This is a genomic window from Pseudomonas sp. GW821-FHT07E12 (assembly GCF_058986605.1).
In genome coordinates this window covers 29,311-49,618 of record NZ_JBYSVX010000028.1, presented here as the reverse complement: position 1 = coordinate 49,618, position 20,308 = coordinate 29,311, and the positions used below count along the sequence as shown (strand labels likewise).

At 58.6% G+C, this 20,308-nt stretch carries 13 protein-coding genes; 7 read left to right on the top strand and 6 right to left on the bottom strand.

The features are described from left to right. Positions 1–99: 99 nt before the first annotated feature. From AC3WJE_RS14960 to cas6f, 7 genes are all read left to right on the top strand, one after another. Complete coding sequence (locus AC3WJE_RS14960) at positions 100–765, top strand: response regulator transcription factor (protein WP_493731609.1); 666 nt, start codon at positions 100–102, stop codon at positions 763–765. A gap of 184 nt (positions 766–949) precedes the next feature. Further along, a complete protein-coding gene (gene cas1f / locus AC3WJE_RS14955) occupies positions 950–1,924 on the top strand; it encodes a type I-F CRISPR-associated endonuclease Cas1f (protein ID WP_493731608.1) in 975 nt (324 codons plus the stop codon). Continuing rightward, positions 1,921–5,286, top strand: coding sequence for a type I-F CRISPR-associated helicase Cas3f (gene cas3f, locus AC3WJE_RS14950; RefSeq protein WP_493731607.1), 3,366 nt, complete (start codon positions 1,921–1,923; stop codon positions 5,284–5,286). The genes cas1f and cas3f overlap by 4 nt, the downstream gene beginning before the upstream one ends. Positions 5,287–5,356: 70 nt before the next feature. Beyond that, the gene (csy1, locus tag AC3WJE_RS14945; protein ID WP_493731606.1) at positions 5,357–6,697 is read left to right on the top strand and encodes a type I-F CRISPR-associated protein Csy1; all 1,341 of its coding nucleotides are present in this window, start codon (positions 5,357–5,359) and stop codon (positions 6,695–6,697) included. Next, positions 6,694–7,689 (top strand): type I-F CRISPR-associated protein Csy2, encoded by a 996-nt coding sequence (gene csy2, locus AC3WJE_RS14940; protein WP_493731605.1) that lies wholly within the window; start codon positions 6,694–6,696, stop codon positions 7,687–7,689. Before csy1 ends, csy2 begins: the two co-directional genes overlap by 4 nt. Positions 7,690–7,715: 26 nt before the next feature. After that, a complete protein-coding gene (csy3, locus tag AC3WJE_RS14935; RefSeq protein WP_493731604.1) occupies positions 7,716–8,753 on the top strand; it encodes a type I-F CRISPR-associated protein Csy3 in 1,038 nt (345 codons plus the stop codon). 4 nt (positions 8,754–8,757) lie between these two features. Next, complete coding sequence (cas6f, locus tag AC3WJE_RS14930; RefSeq protein WP_493731603.1) at positions 8,758–9,324, top strand: type I-F CRISPR-associated endoribonuclease Cas6/Csy4; 567 nt, start codon at positions 8,758–8,760, stop codon at positions 9,322–9,324. A 1,225-nt stretch (positions 9,325–10,549) separates the two neighbouring features. On the opposite strand, the gene AC3WJE_RS14925 is transcribed toward cas6f, so the two are convergent. From AC3WJE_RS14925 to AC3WJE_RS14900, 6 genes are all read right to left on the bottom strand, one after another. Continuing rightward, positions 10,550–10,747 (bottom strand): hypothetical protein, encoded by a 198-nt coding sequence (locus AC3WJE_RS14925; protein ID WP_493731602.1) that lies wholly within the window; start codon positions 10,745–10,747, stop codon positions 10,550–10,552. Positions 10,748–10,791: 44 nt separating this feature from the next. After that, positions 10,792–11,031: a hypothetical protein gene (locus AC3WJE_RS14920; RefSeq protein WP_493731601.1), complete on the bottom strand. Its 240-nt coding sequence runs from the start codon at positions 11,029–11,031 to the stop codon at positions 10,792–10,794. 345 nt (positions 11,032–11,376) lie between these two features. Then, on the bottom strand, positions 11,377–12,060 hold the full coding sequence (locus AC3WJE_RS14915; protein ID WP_493731600.1) for a hypothetical protein: 684 nt from the start codon (positions 12,058–12,060) through the stop codon (positions 11,377–11,379). A gap of 1 nt (position 12,061) precedes the next feature. Then, complete coding sequence (locus AC3WJE_RS14910) at positions 12,062–12,370, bottom strand: hypothetical protein (protein ID WP_493731599.1); 309 nt, start codon at positions 12,368–12,370, stop codon at positions 12,062–12,064. Beyond that, a complete protein-coding gene (locus tag AC3WJE_RS14905) occupies positions 12,370–20,028 on the bottom strand; it encodes a host specificity factor TipJ family phage tail protein (RefSeq protein ID WP_493731598.1) in 7,659 nt (2,552 codons plus the stop codon). The genes AC3WJE_RS14910 and AC3WJE_RS14905 overlap by 1 nt, the downstream gene beginning before the upstream one ends. Next, on the bottom strand, positions 20,019–20,189 hold the full coding sequence (locus AC3WJE_RS14900; protein ID WP_493731597.1) for a hypothetical protein: 171 nt from the start codon (positions 20,187–20,189) through the stop codon (positions 20,019–20,021). The genes AC3WJE_RS14905 and AC3WJE_RS14900 overlap by 10 nt, the downstream gene beginning before the upstream one ends. Positions 20,190–20,308 lie beyond the last annotated feature (119 nt).

The window sequence follows — 20,308 nt, the reverse complement described above, 5'->3', positions numbered from 1 at the left end:
GGGGATTCGCAAAAGCGGTCTCCATCCCACCGCCCCTCCGCTGTTGCTGTTGCCTTTACGAATCCCGAATCCCGAATCACGAATCCCGGCTTCTCCCCCATGCCCACCCTGCTGATTGCCGACGATCACCCGCTGTTCCGCGAGGCCCTGCGTGGCGCCGTGCAGCGGGTCATGCCCGGTGTGCAACTGTTCGAAGCCGACACCGTCGATGCGCTGTACCTGCTCGCCGACGCGCATGCTGATGCCGACCTGCTGCTGATGGATCTCAACATGCCCGGCGCGCAGGGTTTCTCCGCGCTGGTGCACCTGCGCGCACTGCATCCGCAACTGCCGGTGGTGGTGGTCTCCGCACGCGAGGAACCGACCGTGATGCGTCGCGCGATCGATCACGGCGCATTCGGCTTCATTCCCAAATCAGCTGATTCGGACACCATCGGCCAGGCACTCTCCACCGTGCTCGACGGCGAACGCTGGATCCCCGCCGAAGCGCAGAACCTGCCGCCGACCGACCACGAAGAACGCGAAGTCGGCCAACGCCTGCGCGAACTCACCCCGCAGCAGTTCCGCGTACTGCAGATGCTCGGCGCCGGCCGCCTCAACAAGCAGATCGCCTACGACCTGGGCGTATCCGAAGCGACCATCAAAGCCCACGTCACCGCGATCCTGCGCAAGCTCGGCGTCACCAACCGCACCCAGGCGGTATTGATGGCAGGAAAATTAGCGATCGACGCCGACGGCATCGTGCTGCCGCCGGAAGAGGATTGAGGCAGCTCCACCGCAAAAAGCGCCGGAGTGCACTGTGGGAGGGACTTCAGTCCCGACACTTTGCCGGCAGCGCCTGTCGGGACTGAAGTCCCCCCACAAGAGCGGCGGGCGATTGCCCGATGTTCGGACGGTACTGTGCCGAGCTGCCGATGCCGGTCTATGATCGGCGGACAGGGGGAACATCATGGAAGATCTGTCGCCTTCGGATCTGAAGACGATCCTGCATTCCAAACGCGCCAACATCTACTACCTCCAGCACTGCCGCGTGCTGGTCAACGGTGGCCGCGTCGAGTACGTCACCGACGCCGGCAAGCGCTCGCTGTACTGGAACATCCCGATCGCCAATACCACGACGATCCTGCTCGGCACCGGCACCTCGATCACCCAGGCAGCGATGCGCGAGCTGGCCAAGGCCGGCGTGCTGGTCGGCTTCTGCGGAGGCGGCGGTACGCCCTTGTTCTCGGCCAACGAGATCGACGTGGAAGTCGCCTGGTTTTCCCCGCAGAGCGAGAACCGCCCCACCGAGTATCTGCAAGCCTGGGTCAGGTTCTGGTTCGACGACGACCTGCGCCTGTATGCCGCCAAGGCATTCCAACGCGCGCGTACCACACGCCTGCGTGAGCAATGGGCACACCGCCATCTGCGCGAAGCCGGCTTTGCAGTGGATCTCGCCCGCCTGGATGAGTTGTTGCAGCGCACGTCGCGACAGATCGATCTGGCCCAGGACAACACCGCGCTGTTGACCGAAGAAGCGCGCCTGACCAAGGCGTTGTTCAAACTCGCTGTGGACACCGTCGGCTACGGTGATTTCACCCGCGCCAAGCGCGGCAGCGGCGGCGACCCGGCCAATCGCTTTCTCGATCACGGCAATTACCTCGCCTACGGCCTCGGCGCCACTGCCACCTGGGTACTCGGTTTGCCACACGGGCTGGCGGTGCTGCATGGCAAGACCCGCCGCGGCGGTCTGGTGTTCGATGCGGCCGATCTGGTCAAGGACGCCAGCATCCTGCCGCAGGCATTCGTCTCTGCGATGCGCGGCGATGACGAACAAGCCTTCCGCCGCGCCTGCATCGAAGCACTGACGCGCAGCGAATCATTGGATTTCATGATCGACACGCTCAAAGCGGTGGCGCTGGAGACCGCAGGCAAGACCGCATGAACATCCTGCTGATCTCGCAGTGCGACAAGCGTGCACTGACCGAAAGCCGGCGCATCCTCGACCAGTTCGCCGAGCGACGCGGCGACCGCACCTGGCAGACGCCGATCACCCAAGCTGGCCTGGACACCCTGCGTCGGCTGCTACGCAAAAGCGCGCGCAAGAACACCGCCGTCGCCTGTCACTGGATCCGTGGCCTGGACCACAGCGAGCTGCTATGGATCGTCGGCGACGCCCGCCGCTTCAACGTCGAGGGCGCGGTCCCGACCAACACCACCGTGCGCAATGTGCTGCGGCGCGAGGACGAGAACGATTGGCATACCGCCGAGGACATCCGCCTGCTCGCGCAACTGGCCGCACTGCTGCACGACCTGGGCAAAGCCAGCGTCGCGTTTCAGGCACGCCTGCGCGGCGAGTTGCAGGAGAAAAACCTGTACCGCCACGAATGGGTTTCGTTGCGACTGTTTCTGGCCTTCGTGGGGCAGGACGAAGACGAAGGCTGGCTGCAAAGGTTGGCCGATCCGGATGTTTCCGATGAGCAGGCCTGGATCGCCCCCGACCGCTATCAACGCGATGGGCTCGATGCCACCTCCCCATACCCGTTCCGCGATCTTCCTCCGCTGGCCGCCGCCATCGCCTGGCTGGTCGCTACCCATCACCGTCTGCCGGTGGTCCCGGTCGAGGACAAGGAAAAAGGCACGCAAGCGTGGCTCGGCAAGCGTTCCCCCGGATTCAGCCAGACGTGGCTTGAAACTCCGCTGACGCAGGTCACGCACGCCTGGAACGAAATCCACCAACACGCCGAACGCGGCCGGATCGAGCCTTACTGGCAACTCGCCGGTCCACTCCCGGTGATCGAACCGAAGTGGCGCGCGCAGGCCGCGCGGCTGGCACGACGACTGCTTGAGCTGCGCCAACGTCGTAGCTGCAGCGGGCTCGACAATCCTTATGTGATGCATCTGGCCCGGCTCAGCCTGATGCTGGCCGATCACCACTATTCCAGCTTGGCAGAGGACTCACCCCAGCGCGTCCGTGGTGATGGCAACACCCGGCTATACGCCAACACCGATCGCGACGGCAAACCCAAGCAAGCGCTGGACGAACACCTGCTCGGTGTCACCCGCGATGCCGGGCTCATCGCCCACGCCCTGCCCGGCTTCGAACGCCACCTGCCGCGTCTGGCCAACCATCGCGGCCTGCGCAAACGCAGCGCCGACCCCAGATTTTCCTGGCAGGACAAAGCAGCCGATGCCGCCACCGCGCTGCGCGAAACTGCCCGCGAGCACGGCGCCTTCATCGTCAACATGGCTTCCACCGGCTGCGGCAAAACGCTGGCCAACGCCCGCATCCTCTACGCGCTCGCCGATCCTCAGCAGGGCTTGCGTGCCACCTATGCACTCGGTCTGCGCACCCTCACCCTGCAAACCGGCCGCAGCTATCGCACCGACCTGCATCTGGGCGAGGACGAACTCGCCATCCGCGTCGGCGGCTCCGCCAGTCGCGCCCTGTTCGAATACTACGAACACAAGGCCGAAGCACATGGCTCGGCCTCGGTACAGGATCTGATCGAGGAAGACAGCCACGTCCTGTACGAAGGTGTGGTCGCCGACCATCCACTGCTGTCGCGCGCGATGCACGACCCCGATATCCGCAACCTGCTTTCGGCACCCATGCTGGTGTGCACCGTAGACCACATGGTCCCCGCCACCGAAGCCCTGCGCGCCGGCCGCCAGATCGCCCCGATGCTGCGGCTGATGAGCGCCGATCTGGTACTCGACGAACTGGACGACTACGACCTCAACGACCTGCCCGCATTGACCCGGCTGGTGCACTGGGCCGGGATGCTTGGCACACGCGTGCTGCTGTCATCGGCGACGCTGCCGCCGGCACTGGTCGAAGGCATGTTCCTGGCCTATCGCGCCGGTCGCATCCAGTACTGGCGCAATCGCGGCGCGAATGGCGGAGAACGCGCGGTGCAGGTCGAAGTGCCTTGCTTGTGGATCGACGAATTTGGCGCGCAGACCGCCACATGCATCGACGAAGTGGCGTTCGCCGAACAGCACATGCAGTTCGTCGGCAAGCGTGCATCCAGGCTGGAAAAGGCCGAGCCGCTGCGACGGGCCGAGCTGGTTCGGCTAGACATCGCCAGAAATTTGCCGGAAGCGAAGGTCCGTATCGAATTTTCCCAGCACGTGCTCGAAGCCTGTACGCGTCTGCACGACTGGCATGCTGAAACCGACCCCGTCAGCGGCAAGCGGGTAAGCTTTGGACTGGTGCGCATGGCCAACATCGACCCGCTGTTCGATGTAGCGCAAGCGCTGTTCGCACTCGGCGCACCGGTGGATACCCGCATCCACCTGTGCGTCTACCACGCCCGCTTCCCTCAGCTGCAACGCTCGGCCATCGAGCACCAACTCGACACTACGTTCAACCGGCGCGACGACGGACAGGGTGTCTACCGCCTGCCGGTCATTCGCGGCGCGCTCGATGCCCACCCGGAACGCAACCATCTGTTCGTTGTCCTCGCTTCGCCCGTGTGTGAGGTCGGCCGCGACTGGGATGCCGACTGGGCCGTGGCCGAACCCTCGTCGATGCGTTCGCTAATCCAGCTCGCCGGTCGCGTGCAGCGCCACCGCGGCAAGCGCGCAGACAAGCCCAACGTGCTGGTTTTCGACACCAACCTTCGCCATTTCCTTCCCACTACCGGCCCCGATGGGAGACCGGCTGCGATCTTCGTACGCCCTGGCTTCGAGAAGGAACACGCAGCGGCCGACCACCCGTTCCGCTTGGTCGCGCACCGGCTGGGCAAGCTGATGTCGCCGGAGGAATACCGCGTTCTCACCGCGCTGCCGCGCATCCGCCCGCGGGTCACCGATGACTGGCAGCCCAAGCAACGCATCGTTGATCTGGAACAAGCGCGCATAGCTGATTGCATGTTGCCTCGCAGGTACCCCTCTGGATTGAACGCCACCAGCGGCTGGGGGCATCCACAAGCGGCCTTGACCGGCATACTCCCGCAGCAACTGCCCTTTCGGAATGCCTCCATACCGACGGAGACGCTGGTGTTTCTTCCCGACGAGGAACAAGAAGGCCTCATCCTACATCGCATCGAGAACGACAAGCTTCGACGTAGCCATGCCCTTTATATCCCCATTGATCGCAGTCAATGCCGCCACGTGAAACTGGAGGTCGGCAGACGCATCGGCCCATGGGGCCAGTCCGATCCGCTGACGCTGTTGTTGTTTGAGTACGCGGAACTACTCGACCTCTCAACACGTACATGTGCCGAACGATTGGCAACGGTGGAAGTTCCCCAGTACGAGCAAGGGTGGCGCTATCACCCTTGGCTTGGATTCTCCAGATGAGGGCTTGTCCGGCGCGAATGGACGCTGATATGACCGCAACAAAAAGGAGGCTTGACCATGGAGACAACCAATGACGCAACTAACTGACCGAGGGAAAGCTTTCCACTCGGCAATCGCTACCTTCATCGAAGCGCGGCGCGAAGCCAAGCTGAAGGGCATGCAAGACGATGCCAACCTGGCATCGAAGTACGACTACACCACTTGGCTGGCCGATGCCGCGCGCCGGGTCGGCCAGATCCAGGCCGTTACCCACATACTTAAGGCCACCCATCCCGACGCCCGTGGTAGCAGCCTCTACGCCCCCCCGCACAAGCTGCCGCAGCACACTGAGGTCGGCACCCACATCCTCGGCGACAACTACGCCGAGGATGTGGTCGGCAATGCCGCTGCACTGGACGTATTCAAGTTCCTCAAGATTAAGATCGATAATCGCCGACTACTGGACTGGATGCGGGCCGGCGATACTGATCTTCGCTGTGCCCTGCATCCGAATGCTAATGTCGCCGCGGGTTGGATGAATGCGTTCAGCCATCTGATACGTAACGACCCGATACCCAGTTCGCATGAGGCCGCTAAGCAGGTCTACTGGCTGGTTGGCGAACAACCTTCGAACGATTCCGACTACCACCTGCTGCAACCACTGTTCTCCAGCAGTCTCGTCCATGCGATCCATGCAGACATCCAGGATGCCCGTTTTGGCGAGACTAACAAGTTAGCGCAGCAGGCATTCCGGGCTAAGGAATCGTATGGCACCCCTTATCGATATTATCGTGATCTGGTTGTACGTAAACTCGGGGGAGCCAAACCACAGAATATCTCCCAGCTCAACAGTGAACGCGGTGGCGTGAATTATCTGCTCGCCTCCCTCCCGCCGAAACGGACCAACGAATCACCATTAAACCTACTTCACTTGCAATCAGTACTGGATAGATTTTCCAATTTCAAAAGCGTACGACTACTAGTGAAGACGTTGGCCGATTTCCTACTGGCCGATCCAAATCGGAACCTCAATACGCGGGACAGGCTCGAAGCCATCGAACAAGCGCTAGTATCTCTGCTCGTGGTATTCGCCGCAGACATCCAAGCTGGCCTTCAGCCCGGCTGGACCCGAGCTCGCGATTGTCGATTGCCGCTGTGCGAACAGCTCTGGCTCGATCCCGACCGCACCGAACTCCCCTCACGCAAAGATCACGAGCAGGAGGACGAGGACTTCAAGTCAGCGTACTATCGTGGCGACTGGCTGGACGGTGTGGCCACCCGCTTTGCCAACTGGATCAATGCACGATTGCGCGCAGCCGGGCTGACCACAGTCGGCGACAATGAGCACAAGCACTGGGCCAAACAGTTCATCGCCGATGCAGCTTGGTCAGTCCCTCTGCAAGGGCACGCATCCGCAGGATGTCGGGCATGAGCGCCTGCCCTCGCTTCGACCACTTACTGGTGTTGCCGCGTCTGCGCGTTCAGAACGCCAATGCTGTTTCTAGCCCCCTGACTCACGGTTTTCCTTCGATCACCGCCTTTCAGGGCCTGATGTGGGCTCTGCAACGCAAAACAAATACTGCCGATCTCGACCTCTCATTCAAGGCGATTGGCGTGATCTGCCACGGTTACCAGGAACAGGTCACCGGCAACCTCGTGAAGTCCTTCCGGCTGACCCGGAATCCCGTCGACAAAGATGGCGGTACTTCCGCCATCGTCGAGGAGGGACGCATCCACTTGGAATTGAGCTTGGTTTTTGCGATCCGTAGCCAGTGCTGGGACCGGGAGCCCGAAGCTCGTGCAGCCAATATCGCCACCATCGCCGAGCTGCTTTCCGGCATGCGTATCGCCGGGGGCACCGTGCTGCCCTCGGTGCAATCGGGGCGACTGCGTTACCGGCCCTGGAGTATCGACCTGACCGGCACCGAGGACGACCGACAAACCGAATTCCGTAAATCACTCGTACGCTTGCTTCCGGGCTTTGCACTGGTATCGCGGGAAGATCGGTTAACAACACGCCTGATCGAGTTGCAGACCGAAAACCCTGCCGCGACGCTACTTGATGCCTGGCTGTCACTGTCCCGTATCAACTGGCGTTGTCAGCCGAGCGAGAGCGTTGCCACGGATACATGGCTCAACGACCGCAAGGGCCAGGGCTGGATCGTGCCGATCCCCGTCGGCTATGGCGCGCTTAGCGAAGTGCACGCGCCCGGCAGCATCGCCAATGCGCGCGATGTCTCCACGCCGTTCCGCTTTGTCGAAAGCCTCTACTCGATCGGCGAGTGGGTCAGCCCACACCGGCTGCAATTGCCCCAACAGATGCTCTGGTACGCCGACAGCCGTCCCGGTGATGGCCTCTATCGCTGTCGCAATGACTACCGACCCATGGCAGACGCATTCGAGCAGCTCTACGACTTCGACTGACAGTCCACCACGACAAGGAACCCCATATGTCCAAAGAACTAAAAACCGCCTCCATCCTCGCTTTCGAGCGTAAGCTCGATCCTTCGGATGCACTCTTCTTCTTCGGTAACTGGGCGGCGCGCGGCGCGTCCGCTGATTGGTCACCGGTAAAGATCCGCGAGAAGTCGGTGCGCGGCACCATCTCCAACCGGCTTAAGACCAAGGACCAGGATCCTGCCAAGCTCGACGCAGCCATCGAGAATCCCAATCTACAGACTGTGGACGTGGCCGCTTTACCTCTTCACGCAGATACACTGAAAGTCCACTTCACCCTGCGTGTACTTGGCGGCGCCGGCCAACCGTCAGCCTGCAATGACCCCGAGTATCACAACAAGCTGGCCACCACCGTCGGCGGCTATGTGTTGCAGCATGGTTTCGGCGAGCTGGCACGCCGTTACGCGGCCAACCTCGCCAATGGCCGGTTCCTGTGGCGCAATCGTATTGGCGCCGAGCAGGTCGAAGTCGAGGTGTCGCATTTGCGCGCCGGTAAGCCAACCGCGCAATGGACGTTCCAAGCGCATGACCACTCCCTGCGTGGACTGTCAGCTCCGGACGCAGAAGCCTCCGACCTCAGGGCACTCGCTTCGCTGCTCGAATCTGGCCTGATGGGTACCTCGCATGTGCTTTTACAAGTCACCGCCTTCGTGCGGCTGGGCGCAGGACAGGAAGTGTTCCCATCGCAGGAATTGATCCTCAATCGCGGCCGCAGCGAAAAGAGTAAAACGTTGTATGCCGTTGGCGAAGCTAACGAGGCCGTAGCCGCCATTCACTCACAGAAGATTGGAAATGCCCTACGCACCATCGACACTTGGTATTCCGGCGCGGAGGAGAATGGCCCCATAGCTGTCGAACCCTATGGCTCGGTCACCACTCAAGGCAAGGCATATCGCCAGCCGAAGGAAAAGCGAGATTTTTACAGCCTGCTCGATAGCTGGGTCCTCAAGAACAAGACCCTGGAGACCGAGCAACAGCATTTCGTCATCGCCACATTGATTCGTGGGGGCGTATTCGGCGATGCGGGCTGACGCCATGGATCACTATTTGGACATACATCTTCGTCCCGATCCAGAACTGGCATCACACCATCTGCTCAGCGGACTGTATACCCGACTTCATCGAGCGCTGGTGCAGCTGGGTAACCAGGATATCGGCGTCAGCTTTCCCGGACACGACGAAATGAAACGGAGCCTCGGAAATCACCTGCGCCTGCATGCATCGGCGACCTCGTTGCAGGCACTCGCGGACACAGCGTGGCTCAGTGGCATGCTCGATTACCTAAGAGTTTCCGAACTCAAATCCGTTCCCGCCGATACACTCTATTGTCAGGTAAGCCGCGTGCAAGCTAAGAGCAGCCCTTCGCGTTTGCGCCGAAGGGCAATGCGCCGCCACGGATTGGACGCCGAGTCCGCCAAGCAACGCATCCCGGACTCGGTAGCGGAGCATCTCCAACTTCCTTTCGTTATTTTGGGTAGCCGCAGTACCGGCCAAGCCACGTTTCCATTGTTTATCCTCCACGGCCAGCTGCTCACGACTGCCGTGCCTGGCATCTTCAGCAGCTACGGTCTAAGTCAAAGAGCCACTGTTCCTTGGTTCTGATTAGTTCCCCAATCTGTTTTAACCGGTCCCAGAAAAACAAAGGCCACTTTCGAATAACGAAAGTGGCCTTTTCCCTTCTTGCCCTGTGATTACAAGAGCGTCCGGAGAGAACTTCCTAAACCCATCACCGCGTACGCGTATTACTAAGAAATACAATGACTTCCGTCTATGCAAAGCAGGTTTCATCACAGTAGCCACCCAAGATAGCTACATAAACGGGAGCTCACCGGCCAACTCATCTTTATCCGCTGAGAGATCAGAAAAGCAAATCCTGACCGTTAACTAATACTTTACTTCTCGCCCTGCTTACTCATAAGCACTAGTCCTTCCCGATCGAGTCGAGCAAAGTATTTGACTGCCGCAGAAGCAGCTCAAAAGATCTCCGTCCAGGTCTGCAAACGCAGCTGATTGCTAACTGCCGCACAGGCAGCTCAGAAAGTGCCGGCCAGTGCCTGGTCGGCCGGCACGATCTATACTGCCGCACAGGCAGACCCTTATGTTCGCTACTATGAATAAACCGTCCAGCAACATCGAGCGAATCAAGGCTTCAAAAGATGGTCACACGTTTACGCGCTTATGCTGTGACTTTGAAGAATTCGCATTTTTCGTTCGCCTGGACTCGCAATGAGCGCGCCGCTGGTCATCGCCCCTGCCCGCCCCCTCTAGCCGTATAGAAAGCGACGTCAACAATGCAACTCAAACGAAAACAGCGACCCGCATGGATGTGAGTCGCCGTTCCGTGCGGAGTTTGGTCTAGTTAGCCGAATTCGAACCGACCAATAGTCCTTCAGGTGGGTCAAATACTGGTGGCAACCCATTGATTTAAGATAATTACAGGCGAAATACACGATGCAAAACAACACCACATTCAGCTTATACGAATCAATGGATTGCAGATCAATAGGTTAGTGGGGGGCGCCGCGCCGACCTACAGGACGGTCTTACCTATGGCTCCGCCTCGTAGCCCAGACCCGAGCCATCTCATCTAGCCGCTCAAGATGCCGCGTGATCCATTCCTTGTAACCTCGCATGCCAAACTCGAAGCTGCTGCAGGGCTGGGTCACAAGCGGGCTGCCACTTGATCGCTGGCATTCAAACCTGGCAGGCCAGCTGCTGTCTACCCAATCCAGCAGCATTGCAATGGCCCTCTCGTCAAGATGCAGTGTGCTGCGGCGCGTGTCCGTACTGCCCGCGAGACTTCCGGCGCAGGGTGAGGCCAGCTCGGTCATGCTGCCTCCCAGCCGTAGCGCTGGGCGATCCCCCGCAGCCGCCAAGCTTCACGCCGCAGATGGACCCCTAAAGCTTGACGGTCTCGCCGCGCGCGCCAATCTCCGGACCGATCACGCTCGATGTCGAGCGCCTGCTGTTCCAGTACCTTGGCTTTCTTGGCTGCCCAACTTGCCTTATGAGGATTCGGGGTCATGTTGCGCAGAATCCCAGTTTCTCATCGCACCAGCCGAGACTCGGCTAAAGATTGAAGCCCAGGCCCAGAATCGTCGCCTTCGCCGCTGGCACTAGGTCCATCTCCCGTAGCACGTAAATAAGCAGATCATCCGGGCCGAGTGTGCCGGTGGATTCTTTGCTCACGAAAGAAGGCAGCCACCGGCTCGGCTTCATCAACTTGGGTCCGTTGATGGTGTCCACAAACACGCCTCCCGCATCGGCAAGGTGCGTTGCATTCAAATCGACCAAGTTCTCTTCGATCATCATCGCATCCCGGTTTTAGCATACGGACCGAAGATGCTGTGCATGCGGCCGGCCGTCAACAGGGCCGGCTCGGCACTGTCTAGGCGCCCCGGGGATGGACCGCCATCGCCCTCCATCCACTCAAGCAATCAGGCTTGCTGGCCGATTGCATATCGGGAATTTCTGATAGCCAACCCACCGCTTCACCGGAAAACTGCGTCTATGGACAGCTACAAGCCGAACGGACTCGCCCTCACGGCGCTTCTTGCAACGCTCTCGGTCCTGCCGCAGTTCGCCCAGGCCGGCCGCCTCTACACGGAGCCGGCCGCCCCGATGAAACCATTGATCGGTTCATCGTGCGCAGGGTCAATAGCCGGTAACGTCCACAACAACGATGTGTGTCTGACTGCGCGATTCGTAGGTGATGTTACCCGCGCTCGCCGGTAAATACGCGAAGTATGGCGAAAATCCACTCATCGTAAGTATATTGCTAGACCAAGACGCCGCCGGGCGCTGCCATTCGCTTTGGAAATAATTCGGCGAAGAGGAGGGCGCTCCGGTAGTTATGGTCCGCCCCCAAAACCCACCACTCACGATGGTGGCATACACCTTCCCGGAAGGGTAGGTAAAAGTTCCAATGTGTGTAGTGTCGGGCAAGACTTCGTACCCGACCACGCGCATATACTTTTGCAACGAATCGAACACAAGTTCACCACTGGCGTTTCGCACTTGCAGCCCATGGTTTTCGCTCGGCGCCGGCGTGTCCCCGAAAAAATAAACATCACACGTCGCACCATTGACCGTAGATATTACGATGTACTGCGTACTGCTGATCCAATGCACCAAGAATGGCGAACTTGACCGAAGCGCAACGACCGGGTTCATCACCCCGCTATAGCTCTGCGTGGTGGAAGCATAGTTGTTGAAGGTGCCGTTGCTTGTTGCGACATTGCAAGTCACGGTTTGCTTCGTTACATAGCAACGATTCTTGTACTCGCCGTCGATCTGCAAAATATTACTATTATTGAATACTTGTAGGCCTGCTGTCATTTCAGTACACCCCGTAGATGATGGTCGTTGGCGGCGGCGTGACAGTCACGCCCCCCCTTTTCACCACTAGCGGCGCGTAAGTGATCTGACGCGCAACATTGTCAACGGTTATGGTAGGTGTGTAGCCGTTATGAGCACTGCTATCCTGATTCAATACAAACCAAATGTTTCCATCATAAAACGCCGGATGCGTGATTGTTCCCGATGCTCCTGACTCGATTGTAAATATACCGAGAATCCTGGAAAGCCTGTCCGTCAGATCAACCGTAAGGTTCCCGCCCGCATCCCACGCTTGTAGTCCCTGCGGCATTACCAAACTCCCAATCGAACACGAAGCACGTTCCCACTATCGTAGATCCGCCAGTTGCCGCTACTGAACTCCGTTCGTTGCCCACTGCCATTCGACGGGCTGATGCTGAAGTTATCGGCGATGATGTCAAAGTTGCTTGTGGTGCCGTTATTGTCGATGTTGTAGCCGGTGATCTTCCCGTTGACGTTGAGTGCCAATGTGGCGCGTGCCATCGCTTCCGCACCGCCCGGTGACCATGGAGACGGACCAGTTGCAGCAGCGCTTATGCGCTCGATCATTGGGCGAGCCATCCAGCATGCACCCGCCCCCCCCGTATTGCTGTTCCCCCACATGCCGGCGTACATCTTCGTTGATCCTGCCGGAACAACCACTTTTACAAAGATGCGTGTCCAGTTGGCGACGTTACCCCAATCACTTGTAGTGTTGGTGTAGTAGTCGCTTACAGCGGCTCCCGTGTCACCATCACCGCCGTTGTAGAACTGGATTACCGCACGAACGCGAGCATTGGGTGAGGTGCGAATCCACATGCTCAGAATGACGGTGTCACCGGGAGTACACCCAAGCTTCTGGCTGTTGTAGACAACCATCGAACGATCGGAACTGCTAGATGCCCACGTTACACCAGCGACGTGTTCGTTGTTCTGATTTAAAACTATTCCGTTCGCATCCCGTCCCCAGCCGCCCCCCATATCATTGGCGGCCAGGAACCACCCGTCTGTATTCGTTGCAAACGTGGAATTGACGAACAGATTTCCGGAGCTGGCGAGATTCGCGTTTACCTTCGTTTCCAGCGTGTTGACGATCGACGCATCCACCTTGCCGGCGACGCTGCTGTTCAACGATGTGATGGACGACGTGTGCGAGCTGATCGTGTTTCCCTGGCTCGTCACGGTGGACTGCAAGGCACTGATCGCCGAGGCCTGGGACGTGATGCTCCCTTCAGCCGTCGTCACTCGGTTGCTCAGAGACGTGATCGAGCCGGCCTGCGATGTGATGTTTCCTTCGGCCGTAGTCACGCGCGATGTCAGTGCGGTAAGCGCACTGGACGTTGCAGAACCCGCGGCCGCTGTTTCAGCACCGCTTGGTGTGTATTGCGTAGCCGTGCTGCCGACTTGCATCTGGGCGTTATCAAATTCAATGAACACAGCTTGAGACGCAGCGTTAGAGAATATGCGCCCAATGTATGCACGAGCCGTTACCGCATTGCTAGGGGCTGCAGAGGCGACATGGATGTAACGAGCCCAACTAGCGGTTATTGTCAGGTTCGTTTGGGTTGTTGAAATTACAGAATTCGAAGAATCCAAATACTGGATATACATGGACAGCGTCATACTGGCTGTACCGCGCATCCATGCACTGAGGGTGTGTTGTGATCCAATAACCACTTTTGGCAAGGTGGCGCCAGTCAACAGCGACATATACTGATTTGCTGCGGTAGATGTCGAGTCAACACGAAACGCCTTGTTGCTTCCCGGCAACGGCGAATCGACGTAGCTAATAGTACGCGACGGAAGCGTTCCATCTACAGAGTAATACGTAGGCGAAACCGTATCGGACGCGCGAACCTCGAACGAGCTATTCAACAGCAGGTTGTCACCACCGATGTTCGCCACACTATTCTGAAGCGACGTGATTGAGGACGATTGCGATGTGATGTTGCCTTCGGCCGCAGTGACACGACTGGTCAAAGCAGTAAGCGCAGTCGATGTTGCGTTAGCGGTTGCCTGGGCGTTATAGCCCTCGGTCACGTCGCGCACGACGATGTTGTCCACCCACACGATGACGCCCGACTCGCGCGAGGCACCCGGCATAGAAATCCAAGGAACACCCTGGCTCGCGGTAGCGAACGAAGCCGTGACATAGCCGGACACCTTCACCCATGTGTCAGCAGTGAGGGCGGACACCGTTTGCGTTACTGCGGTGATCCAATTGTTGGAAGCGGCTGGATTCTGCAACCGTAGACCCAACTGCAATAGCGTTGTGCTTGGCGTAACACCCGTTGAGTCACGCCGCAGATACGCCTCCACATAGTAAGTACGCGTCGGCGTTGTGGTGAAATAATCGCCGACATGGATGTCAAGGTTGGTGCCGGTGACAGTGCCGGCCGTTATCTTCAATGACTTGGTTCCGGCATATGCCTGCGCAGATAGAACTTGTGCCGTGCCCAACGTGCCGTTCTGCAAGTACGCATTCAGATCGTAGAATTCGAATGTGCCCTTCGTCGCGAGGTTTCCACTACCAGCAAGCAAGCTGCTGGTAGTGTTGTTCAACGAAGTGATAGATGAGCCCTGCGACGTGATCGTGTTGCCCTGGCTTGTCACCGCAGATTGCAACGCCGACAGCGCGCTTGCGTTGGAGCTGATATTCCCTTCGGCCGTGGTGATCCGATTCGTTAGCGACGTGATCGATGTGCCTTGCGACGTGATAGTGCCCTCGGCAGACGTAACGCGGCTATCCAACGACGTAATCGCAGCGGAATTGGCTGCCGTTTCCTTGCCCGTGACACCACGGCAATAGGCCGACGGCGCAGTACCGGCACCGACTTTCTCCTCGATCATCACGCCACTGATGTTCAGTGACGTGCCGGAACCACTGTCGTTGTCGAATCGGAAAATTCCGGTGCTGGTGTTTGCGCTGGCCGTGTATATTCCGCTCAGGCGAATCCACGTATTTTCCGCAACCGTGACCACGCTGCTGTAAACAATGTTGTGAGCGCCCGTGGCGCCATCACGGATATACATCTGGATCGTGGGATTGGCGATACTGCTGTAGAAATACGCGCTGACGATGTATGACTTTCCCGACGTGAACTGCAGTCGCGTGTAGTCGGTGGAAGTCGAACCAAAGTACATGTAGGCGTCTGCACCGCTTGCCGTCACCTTCAGCGTCGGCAGCCCAAACAGAGTAACGGCGCTATCCAGCGATCCGCTTGCAGTTGCAGCGGGCGTAAGCGGCCGGCTAGTTGCCTCGAACACGCTATAGAGATCCGGCAAGATGTTCGCACCAGATCCGGAAATGCTGTTCGTTAACGTCGTCAGAGCCGTGCCCTGGGACGTGATGTTTCCTTCGGCTGCAGTGACGCGGGTAGTCAGCGACGTGATAGCGCTTGCGCTCGCAGACGCTACAGCACCAACTTCAACAACACTTGGCTCGTACTGAGTCGCTACGGCGCCAACTTGCAATTGTGCGTTGTCGAATTCAAACCACACAGCCGTTCCACTCGTTGCCACACGGCCCCTAATGTAGACACGGACGAAATAACTGTCGTTAGGAACAGTCGTCGTGAACGTGTAGCGTGTCCATGTTTCGGTGAGATTTACCGTCAACTGTGGCCCGGAAAGATACGTTCCGCCAGTTGAGTTGTACATTGCAATCACAAACAAACCCGTAGTGCCAGCCGTACCACGAGCGTAAACACTGAATGTCACACTCGATCCGGGTTGCACTTTCGCGTATAAGGCGGAATTTGCTGGCCGTGTAATTCCGAGCCAGTTGCTTGTAGCGTTAGACGTAGCATCGCCACGCCATGCCTTGGTGCTGCTGGCAAGCGGAGAATCCACGTAACTTTGCGTAACTGTTCCGAAGCCGCTTGCGTCAATGCCCCAATCAGTTGGCGCAACAGTATCCGATGTGCGAACCTCAAACGAGCTGTTCGTAAGCAGATTGTCGCCACCAATGTTGCTGACCTGATTCGTCAACGTCGTGATGGCAGAACCTTGGGATGCAATCGTCCCCTCGGCCGTCGTCACCCGTGTCGTCAGCGCCGTCACTGCGGATGCGTCGGCCTTGGTCGCCACTGTGTTCTGTAGCGACGTGATGGCCGAGCCCTGCGATGTGATCGTACCTTCAGCAGCAGTGACGCGCGCGGTCAATGCCGTCAAAGCTGATGCGTCCGCCTTCGTCGCCACCGCATTTTGCAGGGACGTAATCGCGGTTCCCTGCGACGTGATCGTGTTGCCCTGGCTGGTAACGGTCGTCTGCAAAGAACTGATGGCATTCGCACTCGCAGTGATGTTCGTTTCGGCAGTACCGATACGATTCGTCAACGACGTGATCGCCGAGCCTTGCGAGGTGATGTTCCCCTCGGCCGTAGTCACGCGAGTGGTCAGCGCATTGAGCGCCGAAGCGTCCGCTTTGGTGGCAACCGCACTTTGTAGCGACGTGATCGCCGTACCTTGGGACGTGATCGTTCCCTCGGCAGCAGTCACCCGGCTGGTCAACGAAGTAATAGACGCAGCTTGCGCCTGCACTTGGTCATTCAGCGCGGCATAGGTTCCCAGCGGCTGCCAGTACGTGGTGTTTGTAACAGGCGTGCCGGCAGGAACGTTCTGTTTGGCTTTGTAGATCGTGCCATCTTGGATGACCAACGCACCGGTGCTGTACGCAACGGTGGCACTCCAATCGGTAGCACCGAACAGATCACCGATTTCCTCGCGTAGCGCGTCGGCTTCGTCATTGATCTGGTCAACCTGAGAATTCAAGTCTCCGATCTGATTGTTGATTTCGCTGACCTGGGAGTTCAGCTCTCCGACTTGCGTATCCACCTGACCCTGCAGGGCTTCCACCTCGGCCTGTGCGGCGTCCGCGATCGCCTGGGCGGCGGCGGCCTGCGCTTGGGCTGCAGCCGCGTCGTTGGACGCCTGCTCGGCAAGATCGACCGCATGGCCGACGTTGGTATCAATGCCGGATATCACTTCGCCCAAGTTCGCCGACAACGTCTTCACAGCGCGCAGCGCACCGGTGCTGAGCGTGGCCGAGGTGTTCCGGCTGCGCACAAGGAAGGTGTACATGCCGGCTGCCGGAAGCGTCGATTCGAAGCTCGTGGCGTGATAGCCGTCGGAGCCAAGCTTCTCCATATCGTCCCAAACTGGGCTTGGGACATCAGCCGCGACGTACCGGATCTCTACTCCGGCAAAGTCCGGCGATTGGATCGTGGCTTCGTTGAAACCCCAAGAGTAGCGGCGCACCCCACCGGACAGCTCGTCCACATCAAAGTGATCGATCAGAACCGGTTCAGCGTCTGCGCGTTGTGTGGTGTAGCTGACCGTCGCAGCAATGCCGGCTAAACCATCCGGACTGAAGGGGCGCACGGTGATGGGATATGTACCTGCACCCGGGATACGCCAAGTTGCCGCGCGCGTGTTTGTATCGGCGACTTGTTCCAACTCACCGTTGCCATCGATATCCGACAGTACGATGATGCGACCCACTGGACCACTAATCTCGAACGAGGCCTGTAGTTCGGTGAAAACCGTGTCACCTTGCACCACCTGTCGCTCTGTAATCTTAACTTCGCTGGCGATCGGACGGGTTTGCAGCAGGGATTGATTCGGAGCGGGCAGATACTCACCCGTCAGAACATAGTTCCAGAACTCCGGTCCCTCGGGGACAACACTAACAGAAGCTCCCTTGAGGTCGCTTTCCGGCTGAATGCCAGTGACACGCACGCGGTATCCTGGCGTCTGCTTGAAATCGTAGATCCAGACCGTATCCCACGCTGGGTTGTCATCACTGTCACCCGGCAAGGCCGCATCGCTGGGCCACTGACCAGACAAATTGATTGACCTACTCGAGCCTGTGAAAGGCCGTACGCTGAAAATTCGATATACCTTCTCACCCGGGATACGTAGACCAATAAAGGAATTCCCGTTGGTGGGCGCAGGAATGGGTTCATCCAGCGTCAACGTGATCGTATTGTCCGCACCTATAGCGGCCGCACGCACACGGCCACCGTAGCCCCATTGAGTGAGATCGTGCTGGAGTGCAAGCACCGACAGACGGCGATAAGACAGATGCTCCAGATCTGTCGAGTATCCGATGCTCTTGTACTGATAAAGGCTCTGGGCAAGATGCCAACGCGCAAGAACGGCGGCATGCGCCTCGGTGGTTACGCCTTCACCCGTTACCTGCGCCGGATTGAGCATCGTCGTGATGCCGGGCGCGGCCACGCGCAGGGTCTTCGTCTCCCAGGTCTCACGATCCAGGTAGGTGTACTCGATACCATCGGCGGCATTCGCGAGGGTGTAATCGACCTGGAACTGTCCCTTCTTGATGGTCGCCATATTGACCACACCTGACAACGGCTGATCCTCGGCGGCCCATGCTACCGACAGGCGTCCCTTCGCCCAGGTGAGCTGGCCCATGCCCGCAAGTGCGATTGCCGTCAGTACGTCATCGTGGCTGCGTGCGTCGGTGATCCAGCTATCGTAGGTGTAATTATGTGCAGCACAATGAAGCGTGAAGCCTTGCAAAGCCTCGATGTCGATCTGGTGGTCAGGCAAGCCGATACCCGCTATACGCCTACCATTCTGATCAGTGATGCCGCGCGCGTAAGCAAGGATCTGCGCGCCAGGATTCGAGCTTTCCTGGGTCACCCATTCCGAGCCGCTCCATACTGGAATTGGGGTCGAATGCGCAATGCAGCGAATTTCATTGGGGGCACCATTGAACTGGCCAGTTGCCTTGGCTTTGATACCAATTCGCGGGATGCCCGCATAGTCGGCGATATCCTGCTGAACACTGGTGAGCGTCGTCCAATGGAACATGCAGTTTGCCCCGGAGCCGTCGGTATTCCGGCCAGCCACCCGCACCCGTACATCGTAGGTCCCTAGTGTTACATCACGACCGTAGCTGACGCGATGAGTCTTTTGGGTTTTGCTGTTTAGGATATAGCTTCCAAACACCTGCCAGGCACTCGAGCCCGCAACTCGATATTGAACTTGCAGGATCTCGGAATTGTTCTTGTCCTTGCCTTTAGTGCTCTTGTCCCAAAGCTGGTATTCAATACCAACGACAAGCCGCTCGGTATCGGCTGAACTCGTACGCTGCACCCATTCCCCTGCGGTATTCTTGGGATCGCTAGTCGTATCGATCAGAGTTCCGCCTTCCACGACATCGGCATTGCTGTATAGCGGAATACTTTGATTCGGCATACCTTCAAAGCCGTTGAACCAAGTCTGCACTCCCTCGTAGGAAGACAGTAGTGCGTCACCGTTGTACAAGTCATCAACACGGTCAACGTTTATACCCGGCGTCAAGATCATCGATAGGTATTGGTCGTCGCCCTCGTACCAGGTATACGTCGCGCTTGCGAGATCGGGTGCGATTCGCACTGTACCAAGCAATAAGCCCATTGGCTCATAAGAACGAGCCCGATTCTGAGGACTGCCTAGCGAGTATACAGTCTCCGGGCTGCTGGAAGATCTTGGCATCTTGGGTGCCAGCACTTTGTTGATCAGCATGCTACCCGCCATATGCACGCCGGTTGCGATCATTGATCCTGCGGCACCGCTGGCCAAGCTTGAAAAGTATCCAGCACCCCACATACCTTGTGTCGCGGCACCGAAACCAAAGGTGAAATAAGTGAGCGCCGCCATTGCCACTAATGCCACTGCCGACTTACCGACAACACCACGAACCTCGATAACCTGACCATGTTTCGGGCGTACGTGATGCCATAGATGTCGTGGCACATCAAGGCCACCAATTGCCACGACCCACGCTTCGCCGTCCAACTCGTCAACGTGACGGCTCAGAAACGCATAAAGCGTCTCTCCCGGACGCAAGTCAGCAGGCATACTGCGCATGCCGTCAGCAAGTAGCGGATGCGGATTGACGAGCAACATGCCTTCCTGCGGGAAATTTTCCATCAGATCCATTCGTAATAGCCCTCGATGCGCAGCCCCCACCCAGACAGCTCACGCGTCCTGTGCAATACGCTGCAGCCGTTCTTTTCGTTGGTGTGGAGCACCCAGCCTTCATGGGCCAGGAAAAAGAAAACCCCGGCATGGCCGGGGCGTCGTTGTCTGTGTTCGATCATAAGGACGAGGTCTCCGTTCTGAGGTAGTCCTTCTCGTCGTCGAGCGTAGGGTTTGGAGAGCTCCCCTATGGTGGCCTGACCTTCCAACCCACGTGGCCGCCGGCTCGGCACGCATACCT